The sequence below is a fragment of the Aeromonas sp. JL9 genome (assembly GCF_024436075.1).
Classification (GTDB): Bacteria; Pseudomonadota; Gammaproteobacteria; order Enterobacterales; family Aeromonadaceae; genus Aeromonas; species Aeromonas veronii.
In genome coordinates this window covers 1-13037 of sequence record NZ_JANFNV010000021.1, presented here as the reverse complement: position 1 = coordinate 13037, position 13037 = coordinate 1, and the positions used below count along the sequence as shown (strand labels likewise).

General features: G+C 61.4%; 11 protein-coding genes. 6 read left to right on the top strand and 5 right to left on the bottom strand.

Annotated elements, in window-relative coordinates; all coding sequences use genetic code 11:
• Nucleotides 1–13: 13 nt before the first annotated feature.
• Nucleotides 14–1744, bottom strand: coding sequence for a formate--tetrahydrofolate ligase (locus NOM06_RS14755; RefSeq protein ID WP_129503616.1), 1731 nt, complete (start codon nucleotides 1742–1744; stop codon nucleotides 14–16).
• Between the two features lie 67 nt (nucleotides 1745–1811).
• Between NOM06_RS14755 and NOM06_RS14750 the strand changes: the two genes are divergently transcribed.
• On the top strand, nucleotides 1812–2252 hold the full coding sequence (locus NOM06_RS14750) for a hypothetical protein (protein ID WP_255912119.1): 441 nt from the start codon (nucleotides 1812–1814) through the stop codon (nucleotides 2250–2252).
• A gap of 42 nt (nucleotides 2253–2294) precedes the next feature.
• Here NOM06_RS14750 and NOM06_RS14745 read toward each other — a convergent pair whose 3' ends face one another.
• Nucleotides 2295–3197 carry a LysR family transcriptional regulator gene (locus NOM06_RS14745; RefSeq protein ID WP_005334412.1) on the bottom strand — a complete coding sequence of 301 codons (903 nt, stop codon included), beginning with the start codon at nucleotides 3195–3197 and terminating at the stop codon, nucleotides 2295–2297.
• 109 nt (nucleotides 3198–3306) lie between these two features.
• Here NOM06_RS14745 and NOM06_RS14740 point away from each other — a divergent pair, with 109 nt between their 5' ends.
• From NOM06_RS14740 to NOM06_RS14725, 4 genes are all read left to right on the top strand, one after another.
• A complete protein-coding gene (locus tag NOM06_RS14740) occupies nucleotides 3307–3867 on the top strand; it encodes a YceI family protein (protein ID WP_005334411.1) in 561 nt (186 codons plus the stop codon).
• Nucleotides 3867–4604 (top strand): hypothetical protein, encoded by a 738-nt coding sequence (locus tag NOM06_RS14735; RefSeq protein WP_255912118.1) that lies wholly within the window; start codon nucleotides 3867–3869, stop codon nucleotides 4602–4604. Before NOM06_RS14740 ends, NOM06_RS14735 begins: the two co-directional genes overlap by 1 nt.
• Nucleotides 4605–4786: 182 nt before the next feature.
• Complete coding sequence (locus NOM06_RS14730; protein WP_005353422.1) at nucleotides 4787–5911, top strand: adenosylhomocysteinase; 1125 nt, start codon at nucleotides 4787–4789, stop codon at nucleotides 5909–5911.
• A 78-nt stretch (nucleotides 5912–5989) separates the two neighbouring features.
• Complete coding sequence (locus NOM06_RS14725; RefSeq protein WP_043821170.1) at nucleotides 5990–6298, top strand: SelT/SelW/SelH family protein; 309 nt, start codon at nucleotides 5990–5992, stop codon at nucleotides 6296–6298.
• Nucleotides 6299–6412: 114 nt separating this feature from the next.
• Here the strand turns inward: NOM06_RS14725 and NOM06_RS14720 are convergent, their stop codons facing one another.
• Nucleotides 6413–8122, bottom strand: coding sequence for a lysophospholipid acyltransferase family protein (locus NOM06_RS14720; RefSeq protein ID WP_255912117.1), 1710 nt, complete (start codon nucleotides 8120–8122; stop codon nucleotides 6413–6415).
• A 212-nt stretch (nucleotides 8123–8334) separates the two neighbouring features.
• A complete protein-coding gene (gene pepT / locus NOM06_RS14715; RefSeq protein WP_255912116.1) occupies nucleotides 8335–9558 on the bottom strand; it encodes a peptidase T in 1224 nt (407 codons plus the stop codon).
• Nucleotides 9559–10571: 1013 nt separating this feature from the next.
• Between pepT and speA the strand changes: the two genes are divergently transcribed.
• Nucleotides 10572–12473: a biosynthetic arginine decarboxylase gene (gene speA / locus NOM06_RS14710; RefSeq protein WP_005344160.1), complete on the top strand. Its 1902-nt coding sequence runs from the start codon at nucleotides 10572–10574 to the stop codon at nucleotides 12471–12473.
• 84 nt (nucleotides 12474–12557) lie between these two features.
• On the opposite strand, the gene NOM06_RS14705 is transcribed toward speA, so the two are convergent.
• Nucleotides 12558–13013 carry a hypothetical protein gene (locus tag NOM06_RS14705; RefSeq protein WP_255912153.1) on the bottom strand — a complete coding sequence of 152 codons (456 nt, stop codon included), beginning with the start codon at nucleotides 13011–13013 and terminating at the stop codon, nucleotides 12558–12560.
• Nucleotides 13014–13037 lie beyond the last annotated feature (24 nt).

Sequence of the window (13037 nt, the reverse complement as noted above, 5' to 3'; positions counted from 1 at the left end):
GTTGTGGAAGGGCTCAGCTCAGGCCGACTATCTCGCCGTTCTCATCGATATCGATATGGCGATAGGCAGGCAGACTGCCCAGCCCCGGCATGGTCATGATGGGGCCCGCCAGCGCATAGACGAACCCGGCACCGGCGCAGAGCTTCACCTCGTCGATGGGCACCTCGAAATCGGTCGGCACCCCTTTGAGGGCGGGGTCGTGGCTGATGGAGAGCGGCGTCTTGGCCACGCAGATGGGCAAGTGATCCCACCCTTCGGCAGAGAGCTGGGCCAGCTGCTGGCGCGCTTTGTCGGAGAGCTGCACTCCGCGGCCGCCGTAGCCGCACTCCACCAGGGTCGCCAGCTTGGCATCGAGGCTCGCCTCGTCGGGGTAGAGCAGTTTCACCTTGCCGGGTTGCTCGCAGGCGGCCACCACGGCGCGGGCCAGCTCGCTGGCACCGGCACCACCCTGGGTGAAGGCGTTGGAGATGGCCGCGCCACAGGCACCGGCTTGCTGCGCTTCATGGGCCAGCAGCGCCAGTTCGGCCTCGCTGTCGGTGGGGAAGCGGTTGATGGCGACCACCACCGGCACCCCGTAGCGGCGGGCGTTCCGGATATGCCAGGCGAGGTTGGCGCAGCCCTGCTTGAGGGTCGGCAGATCTTCCCCTTGCAGGCTGGCTGGCAGCGGCTGGCCTGGGCGGATATCGAGCAGGCCGCTGTTGGCCTTGAGGCCGCGCACCGTGGCCACCAGCACCACGCAGGCGGGGGTAATACCGGATTGGCGGCTCTTGATGTTGAAGAATTTCTCCAGCCCCATGTCGGAGCCAAAACCTGCCTCGGTCACCACATAGTCGGTCAGGCCAAGGGCGATACGATCGGCGATCACCGAAGAGTTGCCGTGGGCGATGTTGGCAAAGGGGCCGGCGTGCACCAGCACCGGCGTCTGCTCGGTGGTCTGCATCAGGGTTGGTTGCAGCGCATCTTTGAGCAGTACCGTCATAGCGCCCGCTACTTCCAACTGTTCGGCGGTGATGGGCTTGCCGTGGATATCGCGGGCCAGCTGGATGCGGCCGATGCGCTGGCGCAGGTCTTTCAGATCGCTTGCCAGCGCCAGAATGGCCATCAGCTCGGAGGCGGCGGTGATGACGAAGCGATCGCTGCGCTCTACACCATCGGCAGCGCCCCCCTGACCTATGGTGAGGTGGCGCAGGGCGCGGTCATTCATGTCGAGGGTGCGCGGCCAGAGGATGTTGTCGGAATCGATATCGAGCCGCGGCAGGCCGGTTTTGGCGGTGAACTGGTCGCCGAGTTTGCGCTCATGGAACAGGCGGGCATCGAGGGCTGCCGCCGCCAGATTGTGAGCCGCCGTCAGAGCGTGAAAATCGCCGGTAAGGTGGAGGTTCATCTCCTCCATCGGCACCACCTGGGCGTGGCCGCCACCGGCAGCGCCCCCCTTGACCCCGAATACCGGCCCGAGGCTCGGCTGGCGGATAGTGGCGATGCTGGGCTGGCCGATATGGTTGAGCCCCATGGAGAGGCCAAGGGTGGTCACCGTTTTCCCTTCACCGAGCGGGGTAGGGGTGATGGCGCTCACCAGTACCAGCTTGCCGCGCTGTTTGGGCTGAGACGTGAGCAGGTCGAGGCTGAGCTTGCCTTTGTAGTGGCCATGAGGGCTGAGCAGGTGCTGGGGGATGGCGAGGCGTTCGGCCAGCGCGTGGATTGAGAGACGGGGGGACTGGCGGGAGATCTCGATATCGCTTAGCATCAGCACCTCGTTGGCATATCGGGGTAAAATATGCGGCGCAGTCTAGTGGAATATAGCGGGTAATCCAATGACGAAAACGATTTTATTTGGTGGGGGTGAGGTTCGTCAGAATCCTGTTCTGCTGGATCTCAACGCACTCTATCATCCCCCCAAGCAGCCGATGACGGCGCTGGGGATTGTCAGCGCGCTGGTGCCGTTGTTCGGTTTCGGCTGGCAGGCGATGACCCAGGACCCCGAAACCCAGCTGCGCCACGAGATCCGCAAACGGGTCAACAAGCACAAGACCGACGAGGCAAACCTCATTCTGATCCTGCAGCTGGCCGCCATGTTTGACTGCCCCGAGATTGAAGTTGCGCTCCCCTATGCCCTCAGTGAGCCGCAGTTGTCGGTGATCCGCACCCGTCTGCCACGCTGGCAGTTAAGCCTCGAGCAGGAGCGTCTGCTAGCCAAGCTCACCCCTGTTGCCGCATCCACCACCGCATCCACCACCGCATCCGGCCAGCGTTAGGTTTCAAGCCGGACTAGCAGGCCGGACCCACAGCTCTGGCAATCAGGTCGGCGCATCCCACTGCTGCGGGGCGAGATAGCGCTCCTGCACGAACTCGATAAAGCAGCGCACCTTGGCCGAGACGAAGCGGCGGTGCGGATAGACCGCATAAAGTCCCACATCTCCCTTGTCCCACTCTGGCAGCAGGCTGACCAGCTGCCCTGACCGCAGGGCCTCCCCCACGATAAAGGTGGGCTGCAATATGATGCCCTGATCATCACAAGCGGCGCGGGTCAGCGCCACCCCGTTGTTGGCCCGCAGCGGCCCCTGTGGCCGGATGCTCTGCTGCTCGCTTCCCCGTTTGAAGTGCCACTCCGGCTGGGTCAGGGTGTAGATCAGACAGTCGTGCTGCTTGAGATCCTCGGGTTTTTCCGGTCTGCCCTTGCGTGCCAGATAGGCGGGGCTGGCGCAAAGTTCGACCCGAATGGTGGCAAGCTGGCGCGCCACCAGCGAGGAGTCGCTGAGGTGGCCGATCCGCAGCGCCAGATCGAACCCCTCTTCCACCAGGGCCACTCGCCGGTCGCTGTACTCGATATCGAGCTTGAGATCGGGAAAGCGCTGGCGAAACAGCGGCAGGGCGGGGGAGAGGTGCAGATAGCCAAAATCCATCGGCACCGAGAGCTTGAGGGTGCCGTTCGGCTGCTGGTTGTGGTGGGTCAGCTGGCTGTGGGTCTCTTCCAGCTCCGCCAGCAGGGCGAGGGATCGCTGGTAGTAGAACTGGCCCGCCTCGGTGGGATTGACCTGACGGGTGGTGCGCGACAGCAGCCGGGTGGCGAGGGACTCCTCCAGCTGCTGCATCAGTTTGGAGGCCATGGCGACCGAGATGCCGAGCTGGTTGGCGGCCTTGGTAAAGCTCTGGCACTCCACCACCTTGATAAAGGTGCGCATGGCGGCGATCTGGTCCATTTTCCATCCTCAGTAAATAATGAATTTAATAAATCACTGATTATTCATCTTCAGAACGAGGTTAGCATTTTAACCACTGATGTGAACCCCAAGATGAAGGAACGAACGGATGAAAATGACCAAGGCTCTGCTGGCCTCCTGCCTGTTTATGGCTACCCCTCTGATGGCGGCGGATTACGACGTGGATGCGGCGCACACCACGGTGCAGTTCAAGGTGGGTCACCTGGGCTTCTCCGAGCTGGTGGGTCGCTTCAACACCTTCAGCGGCACCTTCAGCATGGATGACGCCAACCCGGCGGCCGCCAAGGCGAGCTTTGAAGTGGATGCCGCCAGCGTCGACTCCAATCACGAAGCCCGCGACAAGCACCTGCGCAGCCCTGATTTCCTCGACGTGAAACAATATCCCAAGATGACCTTCGTCAGCTCCGCTTACGAGGGCACCAAGGATAAAGGCGTGCTGAAAGGGACCCTGACTCTGCACGGCGTCTCCAAGGAAGTGGCCTTCGATCTGGTCAAGATCGGTGAGGGCAAGGATCCCTGGGGCGGCTACCGCAGCGGCTTCAACGCCTCCACCACCATCAAGCGCAGTGACTTTGGCGTGAGCTACATGCTGCCCGGCATCCCGGACGAGATGAACATCAACCTGTTTGTCGAAGGCGTGCGCAAGTAATGGGCGCGGAACTTCTGCTGCAAACCCTGGCGGCTCCTCTGGGAGCCGCTTTGCTATCGTGGCGCTGGCCGCGACTGGGGTATCTGTGGGGCGCGCTGGCGCTCTGGTTGGTGGGCTCATTGCTCGGCGGTCTCTATGGTATTCCGGCCAAGGCGTGGCAGTGGCTGCCGCTGACCCTGCTGGTCCCCGCCATTGCGGCTCAGGTGAACGATCAGCGCGGTTCGCTGCTGCTCTTTGCGGTGTTCAGTGCGCTGGTGTGGTGGCAGGGATTGGCCTCGGTACTGGCGAGCGAACCCGGGATCTGGCTGGCGCTACTGCCCGCCATCCTCTGGTTTGGCTGGAGCACCTTGCGCGGTGACAGCCGCGAGGGGCTCGGGTTTGCCCTCGGCTTTATCTGGCTGGCGCTGGTGATCGGCATCGATGGCAGCCTGCTGATTGCCCAGCTGGCCGGTGCGCTGGCCGCTTTCGCCGGTTTTCGCGCCCTGCTTGCCACCTTTGTTGGCATCAAGGTAGCCCCAGCCGGTCTGGCGCTGGCCCTCGCCTTCGTCCAGATGCTGGCCTGGCAATATGTGGAGGTGCCGCTGGTGGTGTTGCTGCCGGTCTGGTTGATGCCACTGCTGGAGTGGGTGTTGCGTGACAAACCCTTGCCAGTGCGTTGGGGTGGGCTGATCCTGCTCGCTGCCGCGGGAACCGGACTAAGCCTATGGTGGGTGTGGCCTGCTGCTTCTTTGTACTGATTTTTGCATGAAAAACAGGCAATTACAGTCATTTTTGCATACTCGCTCATACTCTTGGCAGATAATGATTGAGCCCCATATGTGTTTCAGATAAAAAGGATTTTCATTTTATTTGGACACACACAGAACCCGGCCGCGCCGGGTTCTGTTTGCCTGCTTTGCGGCACATAAGGAGGCCACAGTTGCGCAGTCAAGGATCTGAGCATCTGTTTTTTCGCCATTTCACCGGACAGGGACGTATCGACGGTCTCTGCATTCTGCTGGTCACTCACCTGCTTCCCGATCGCCCCCGTTTTATCGACGCTCTCGGTCAGATTGGACGGATTGGTGCCATTTTGCCCAAACCGAAATCGGTACACGGTCCGACCCTGGAGTGGGTATCCCAACACTATCCGGTGCTGCCCCTCAACCGGCGCTGGACCAATGAACCCGACAGCCTCATCCAGCAGATTGCGCCGCTTGTGGCCCCCCACGAGCGGTTGCTGATCCTCGATATTGGCGGTTACTTTGCCAAAACCCAGGTGATCTTGAGTGAATACTTCGGCCCCCGTTTCCTCGGGGTGGTGGAGATGACCGAGAACGGTCATCAACGCTATGAGCAGGAGGTGCTGGCGACCCCGGTGGTGTCGGTGGCTCGCAGCCCCCTCAAGCAGGCCGAGGATATCCAGATTGGTTTGAGCGTGGTCTACTCCGCGGAGTCGCTGGCTCGTAACCTCAACCGTACTTTCAACGTCTGCGAAGCCGTGCTGTTTGGCTATGGCAAGGTGGGGCGCAGCATCGCCCGCGACCTGCGTTGTCGCAATCTTCATCTCGGGCTGGTGGAAACAGATGTGCTGCGACAGGTCGAAGCGCTCTCTCACGGTTTTCGTCTGATCACCAAGGCCGAGGCGTTGAGCCGTGCCGAGCTGGTGATCTGCTCTACCGGCAACGGCTCGCTGGACTTGGCGGATCTACAGGCGCTGCGCCCCGGCACCATGGTCGCCTCGGTCACCTCGGCTGACGACGAGTTTGCCTTCTCGCTGGCCCAGTTGCCGTGGCCGAGCGAAGAGGTGTGCCCCCATGTGCTGGCCCTCAACCGGCCGGATGGTACCCAGATCTACCTGCTCAACCGGGGCGAGGCGGTCAACTTCGTCCATGGCGCCGTGATTGGCGAATATGTCTATCTGGTGCTGGCGGAGATCATGGAAGGGATCCGGATGCTGGCGGCAGGCCCTCTTGCTCCCGGCCTGTTCGAGCTGCCAGAATCGGCGATGCGTACCATTGCCCGCCATTGGCTGGCCGATTTTCATGGGGTTGATCAGCATTGATTTGACCAAACCGGGATCGGCCATTGGGCAGCGGTACGCCACTTCCCGCCATTGGCCGATTTTTTTATGGAGTCACTCATGACCGAGTCTGAAACCCTGATCAGCAAACCCCGCATCGAAATCCGCTACTGCACCCTCTGTCGCTGGATGCTGCGCGCCGCCTGGCTGGCGCAGGAGCTGCTATCCACCTTCGACAGCGATCTGGGGGAGGTTGCGCTGGTGCCGGCCAGCAAGGGGGAGTTCCGCATTCTGGTGAGCGGGGTGCAGGTGTGGGATCGGGTGGTCGATGACGGCTTCCCCGAGGCCAAGGAGATCAAGCAGCGGGTGCGTGATGTCATTGCCCCTGAGCGGGATCTTGGCCACTCGGATCGCAAGGCGGCCGAGTAACGCCAGATGGGCCGAGCGCCTCGAAAAGGTGCTGAGCATGAGAACGAAAGGAGAGGGAGGCCATGGCCTTCCTCTCCTTTTTTGCCTTTGGCTGTTTGCCTGGCGCCTGCTGGGCTATGAGCGCGGCTCGGCCAGATGGCTACCGATATAGCGGGCCCGTTTGTGGGGCTTGATGCGGCTCACATCCACCCACACCAGCCCGTCGATGCAGTGGTTGAAGTCGGGGTCGATGCCAAAGTCCATAAACTGCACCCCGCCCGGCTCGCACAGCTCTGAATACTGCTTGTATAGGGTAGGGATGGCGCAGCCCAGATTGTCGAGGCGGGCCTTGAGTGCTTTGAGGTCGGCGTCGTAATCCACCCCCTCGAACAGAGGCTGTGTCTCGGGATAGGGACGGCGGGAGGGGGCCAGCGCCAGCTCGGGGGCAAAGTGCTGGCGGTAGAAGCTCACCAGCAGATCCTTGGCCGCCGGCGGCAGGCTGCCGGAGAGCGACACCGGGCCAAACAGGTAGCGGTAGCGGGGATAGCGGGCCAGATAGGCACCGATGCCGAACCAGAGATAATCGAGCCCCCGCTTGCCCCAGTAGGCGGGCTGGATAAAGCTGCGGCCAAGCTCGATGGCCTGCTCCAGCCGGGGCAGCAACTTATCCTCGAAGCCGAACAGGGTGTGGCTGTAGAGACCATCCTTCCCCTTGCTGGCCAGCAGCTCCGCCACCGGGGCGAACCGGTAGGCGCCGATGATGTCGAGTCGGGCCGGATCCCAGAGGATCAGGTGGTGATAGTCGTTGTCAAAACCATCGAGATCCCGCCGCTTGCCAGACCCTTCCCCCACCGCGCGAAAGGCGATCTCCCGCAGTCGCCCCAGCTCGCGCAGGATCACCGAGTGGCTCAGTTCGTGGCGGCGGTAGAGGTAGATCCCCTGACCATCCGGGGTGGTGCCGAGCTGCTCACAGCTTTCGATGGCCTGTTTGAGTTGGCGGCGATCCTCCGGCAGGGCGATGGGGGCCTCGGTCTGCAGGCGCCCCGCCTTGCCACGGCCAATCCGGTAGAGGTGGTTACGCACCAGCCGCGCCGCCGTCTTGGCTGGCAGCTCCTGAAAACTGCCGAGCGGAATGCGCGCTCCTATGGTCACCGGCAGAGTCTGCCCCTGCTGGCGAAACAGCTGGCGCACCAGCAACAGGGCGGAGGCGGGCTTGTTGAGCCAGGAGGCGAGATAGAACCAGAGGCTGTTGCGCCCTCCCAGATGGATGGGCACCAGCGGGGTGCGGGTGCGCTGGGCCAGCTTGATAAAGCCTGCCTGCCAGGGGCCATCTTTCACCCCCTTGAGGCCAAGCCGCGAGACTTCACCTGCGGGGAAGATCACCAGCGCCCCTTCATGGGCGATGTGTTCGTTCATGGCGAGGATGGCCTGTCGATCGGTCTTGCCCTCTATATTGTCCACCGGCAATAGCAAAGGGCGCAGCGGCGCGAGCTGGGCCAGCAGCTGGTTGGCGACGATCTTCACATCGGGGCGGATGCGGCCGAGCAGTTGCAGCAGCGCCAGTCCATCCAGCGAGCCGATGGGGTGGTTGGCGACTAGAATGACCCGGCCGCTGGCAGGAATATGCTCCAGCTGCGCCTCGCTGACCCGATAGTCGAAATCGAGCTGGGTCAGCGCCTGCTCGACAAAGTCGAGGCCGCGCAGGTGCGGGTAGCGGGTGGCAAAGTCGGCAAAGGCACGTTCGTTGAGTAGCCAGCCCAGCAGCCGCTTTAACAGCGGGGTGAGCAGGGGGTAGCCAAGCAGGTGGGGGAAGTGCTGGGTCAGCAGGGTATCGATAGTGAACATCTGGAGGGCTCCGGCGATCCGTTGCTCCCAGCATGATGCGGCACTGTTCCCGCGACATGTCAGCTGGATGACAGTTTGATGGCAGCGGCAGCCAGTTGCTCCTGAGCGACTCTCCCCGGTTTCCCTTTCCTGATGGGTGATGGCCAGATAGCAAGGGGAGAGCAGGTTAACCGGCTCCCCCCTTGCTGGTCATGGTAATGATTGCGACCAGATTAACCGCGCCAGGCTGCGGTGAGACGCACCAGCTCCAGCAGGGTGGCGACCGATCTCTCCATCGATTGCAGCGGGATGAACTCGTGCTTGCCGTGGAAGTTGTGGCCACCGGTGAAGAGGTTGGGGCAGGGCAGACCCATAAAGGAGAGGCGGGCGCCATCGGTACCGCCGCGAATGGGTTTGATCTTCGGCACCACGTCGGCGGCCTCCATGGCGGCCTTGGCCAGCTCGACGATATGCATGTGCGGCTCGATCTGGCTGCGCATGTTGCGATAGCTGTCGGTCAGGGTGAGTTCGATGCGGGCCTTGGGATACTCGGCCTGCAGGGCTGCCACCCGGCTTTGCATCTCGGCCTTGCGTGCGGCGAAGTGCTCGTCGTCGAAGTCACGGATGATGTAGTGGAGGGTGCTCTCCTCCACGGTGCCGCTCATCTGGGCCAGATGGAAGAAGCCCTCATACCCGTCGGTGCACTCCGGGGTCTCTTCGGCCGGCATGGCGGCGTGGAAGCGGGCGGCCAGGGTCTGGCTGTTGATCATGCTGCCCTTGGCGGTGCCGGGGTGGACGTTGTTGCCGATAAAACGAACTGTGGCGCTGGCGGCGTTGAAATTTTCATACTCCAGCTCGCCCAGTTCGCCGCCATCCACGGTATAGGCCCACTTGGCCGGGAATCTCTCCAGCGGGAACAGGTTGGCGCCACGGCCAATCTCTTCATCCGGGGTAAAGCCGACCCAGATATCGCCGCGCGGGATCTCGGGGTGCGCTTGCAGGTGGTCGATGGCAGTAAGGATCTCGGCGATACCCGCCTTGTCGTCGGCGCCAAGCAAGGTAGTGCCGTCGGTGGTGATGAGATCCTGACCCAGGTAGTTTTTCAGGAAGCGGTAGTCACGGATGGCGAGCACCTCGTCACCCTTGCCAAGGCAGATGTCGCCGCCCTGATAGTTTTCGATGATTTGCGGAACTACGTGCTCCGCCTCGTAGTCGGCGGTATCCATGTGGGCAATCAGGCCGATGGCGGGGGCGTCCGGCTGGTTGCCCGGCAGGCAGCCGGTGAGGTAGCCGTGTTCATCCAGGGTGACCTGGCTCAGCCCCAACGCCTTCATCTCTTCTTGCAGGGCACGGGCAAAGATCAGCTGGCCTTCGCTGCTGGGGCAGGCTGGATTGGTCTCATCGGAGCGGGTATGAAAAGTTACGTAACGCAGAAAACGCTCAAGCAGGGTATCCATTAGTCAGCCTCTAACCGATTGTGAGCGGTCATTGTGGCCAATCCGTGCGGGGCACTCATTGCGTCAGCGCAGGTTTTCCCATTTTTTGACGCAAGGGAAGAGCGGCGAATGTGCGGCGCGCGGGGCAACGTCCGGGAGGGAGATCGCATAAATGTGGCATTTATTACGATATTTAGGCGCTGGCGGTGGCGACCAAATTCCCCTCAGCCACCGCACAGCAAGGCGTCAGCCCAATCATGGCGTTTTCACACACTTTTCAAGGGGAAACCGGGCTGTCGCATAACCTGCGCCATCCCAGAGCCCGCCTGCCCGCCAGCAAGATTTGATCGACTTATTAAAAGGGGATTTTGAACACTATTTTTTATTGTCACTGCCCGCGGTAAGTGTGTACACTCCGCGCCGATCCAAGGGCAACCCTGAAGCAGGCAGAGCCGCCAGAAACCTGACCGATCATACGCCTATAGGGCGAGGCACGCAGAAACGACAGACACTGCTGGGGAATGGTTTCTTTAATACCGGTTAGGCTCCGGTATCAGGGAGAACAACAGACTCTCATCCTTCATTTGACCGAGTGGGCCACCGGCTCATCATCTTCCCTTGTCATGGGCGGTCACTGACGGTGAGGTGGGCTGTGGTTGTTGTCGTCTATCAACACGCATGCGTGCTGGCGCCTTCGCTTCTCTTCCTTGGAACCCTCTCCTTCTGTCGGGATCGCTGCCGAATGATGAACTGACGGCGTGGCTGATGTCGTCTGTCATCAAAGTACCGCGGCGCTACGGCATAGTGGCACCGCATACCGTTGAGCTTGATGTAAAGCCACCAGCCCCACATCAAGACTCGTTACTTCCCCAAGATCCACCAGGCAGCCTCTGGCTTGCCGCGATGTGCAAAGCGTTGGTTTGGGTGGCTGCGTCTCGTGATGGCAGCGCTCGCCGTACTCTGCACTAGATGGTCTGGATGTGATTGAGGGTAACGAAGGCGACTTTGGGTCGCTCATTTGCGAGGCATAGCCCATGACTAACTGGTCCAGCAAGGACTCCTTGAAGGTCTACAACGTTCCCTACTGGGGTGCGGGTTTTTTCAATATCAATGACGCCGGTCATGTGACCGTCGCCCCCGACAAATCACGCCCTGACGCGCATATCGTGCTCTCTGACGCCATCGAACAGTTGCGTCAGTCCGGGCTGACCACCCCCGTGTTGCTGCGCTTCCCCGACATTCTCAAGAGTCGGGTCGATGCGCTGTTCAACGCCTTTGGTCAGGCCATCGAGAAGTCTGGCTATGAAGGGGACTACCTCTGCGTTTATCCGATCAAGGTAAACCAGCAGCGTCGTGTCATCGAGACCATCAGCCAGTCCTACAGCGACAAGCCCCGGCTTGGCCTGGAAGCTGGTTCCAAACCGGAACTGCTGGCCGTGCTGTCCCATCACCATGAGCAAGGCTCGGTGATCGTCTGCAACGGTTACAAAGACCGCGAATATATCCGCCACGCCCTCCTGGGCAACCTGATGGGCCACAAGGTCTACATCGTGGTGGAGAAGCCCTCCGAGCTGGAAATGGTGCTGGACGAGTCGGCTCGTCTCAACATCAAGCCCAACATCGGGGTGCGTGCCAAGCTCGCTTCCACCGGCTCCGGCATGTGGGAATCGAGCGGTGGCTCCATGTCCAAATTTGGTCTCTCCGCCTCCCAGATCCTGGCGCTTATCGAGCGTCTGCGCGGGCTGGGCAAGCTGGATTGCCTGCAACTGCTGCACTTCCATCTGGGCTCCCAGATCGCCAATATCCGCGACATTCAGGGCGGCATCCGCGAGTGCGGCCGTTTCTACGCTGAACTGCGTCGCCTCGGTGCCAACATCGAAGTCGTGGACGTCGGCGGCGGCCTGGGTGTGGACTACGAGGGAACCCGTTCCCAGAGCCACTGCTCCGCCAACTACAGCCTCTCCGAGTACGCCAACAACGTGGTATGGGGCATCGGCGATGTCTGCCGCGAGTTCGATCTGCCGCACCCGACCATCATCAGCGAGTCCGGCCGTGCCCTGACCGCCCACCACGCCGTGCTGGTCACCAATATCATTGGTGCCGAAGGGGTGGAGATGAACGACATCAGCGCGCCGGACGAAGATGCACCGACCATTCTGCAGAACATGTGGAAAGGCTGGCTGGATCTGCGCAGCGAAGATCCCTCCCTGCTGGAGATCTTCCATGACTCGGTGGCAGATCTGGGTGACGTGAATACCCAGTACACCATGGGCCTCTTGAACCTTGAACAGCGTGCCTGGGCCGAGATGCTGCACCAGAACACCTGTCTGGCGCTCAAAGAGATGCTCAACCCGGTCAACCGCAACCACCGTGCGCTGGCTGACGAACTGAGTGAAAAGCTGGCGGACAAGTGCTTTGCCAACTTCTCCCTGTTCCAGTCTCTGCCGGATGCCTGGGGTATCGGTCAGGTATTCCCGGTGATGCCGCTGGCTGGTCTCGATCGTCCGCTTAGCCGTCGCGGTATCCTGATGGATATCACCTGTGACTCCGACGGTCAGGTCGAGCACTATGTCGACGGTCTGGGGGTCGAGAGCACCCTGCCAATGCCGGTTTATGGCGAAAACGAAGAGTGCCACGTCGGCTTCTTCCTGGTCGGAGCCTATCAGGAGATCCTCGGCGATCTGCACAACCTGTTCGGTGACACCCACTGCGCGGAAGTGTGGCTGGACGAAGAGGGCAAGATGGACATTCGCAACGTGGTGCGTGGCGACACCGTCGACCAGCTGCTGCGTTACGTCAACATCGACCCGTCCGTGATCCGCGAAAACTACCAGCGGATCGCCGCTCACCCGGCGCTGGACGATGCCACTCGCAAAGCCCTGCTCGACGAGCTGGAGCTGGGCCTGCAAGGCTACGCCTATCTGGAAGACGAATAAGCGCCCGCGCTTGACGTTCGCCGTGAAGGCATAAAAAAGGGAGGCATTTGCCTCCCTTTGTCCTATCTGTTTCTCCTGTGGTGGTCAGGTCTGCGAGCTCAGCGCCTTGTGCAGATCCCGCTGCAACTGCTGATTGTCGTCTCTTTGCAGCTCCACAATACCCAATTGCAGTCCCTGCTCGATGGTGAGTGACCCGTTCAACATGGCGTTGATGGCGGCTTCACTCAGCAGCATCACCCGGTCTTTTGGGTTTGGGCCGCTGGTGTGCAGCTGGAGCAGTAGGGACTCCTTGCCTCGTACTCTGGACCAGAGTCCTGAGTCGATAAGCAGGATAGAGATCCCGCCGCCTACCCCTGCCTGCTGGAGTCGACTTTTGAGGGTTTGGAGCCATGCCTGGCTACGGGAGAAGCCGGCTTCGCCTGTCAGGGCTGCCAAGGGGGGTAACTGCTCACGGCTCACCGCAGTCGCCGTGGCCATGGCAATATTGTGCGTATTCCGGCGAAGTTGAACAGCCATTCCGGCCAACGTGAACACCCTGATCCTTAACGCGCTCACGTCATCCCG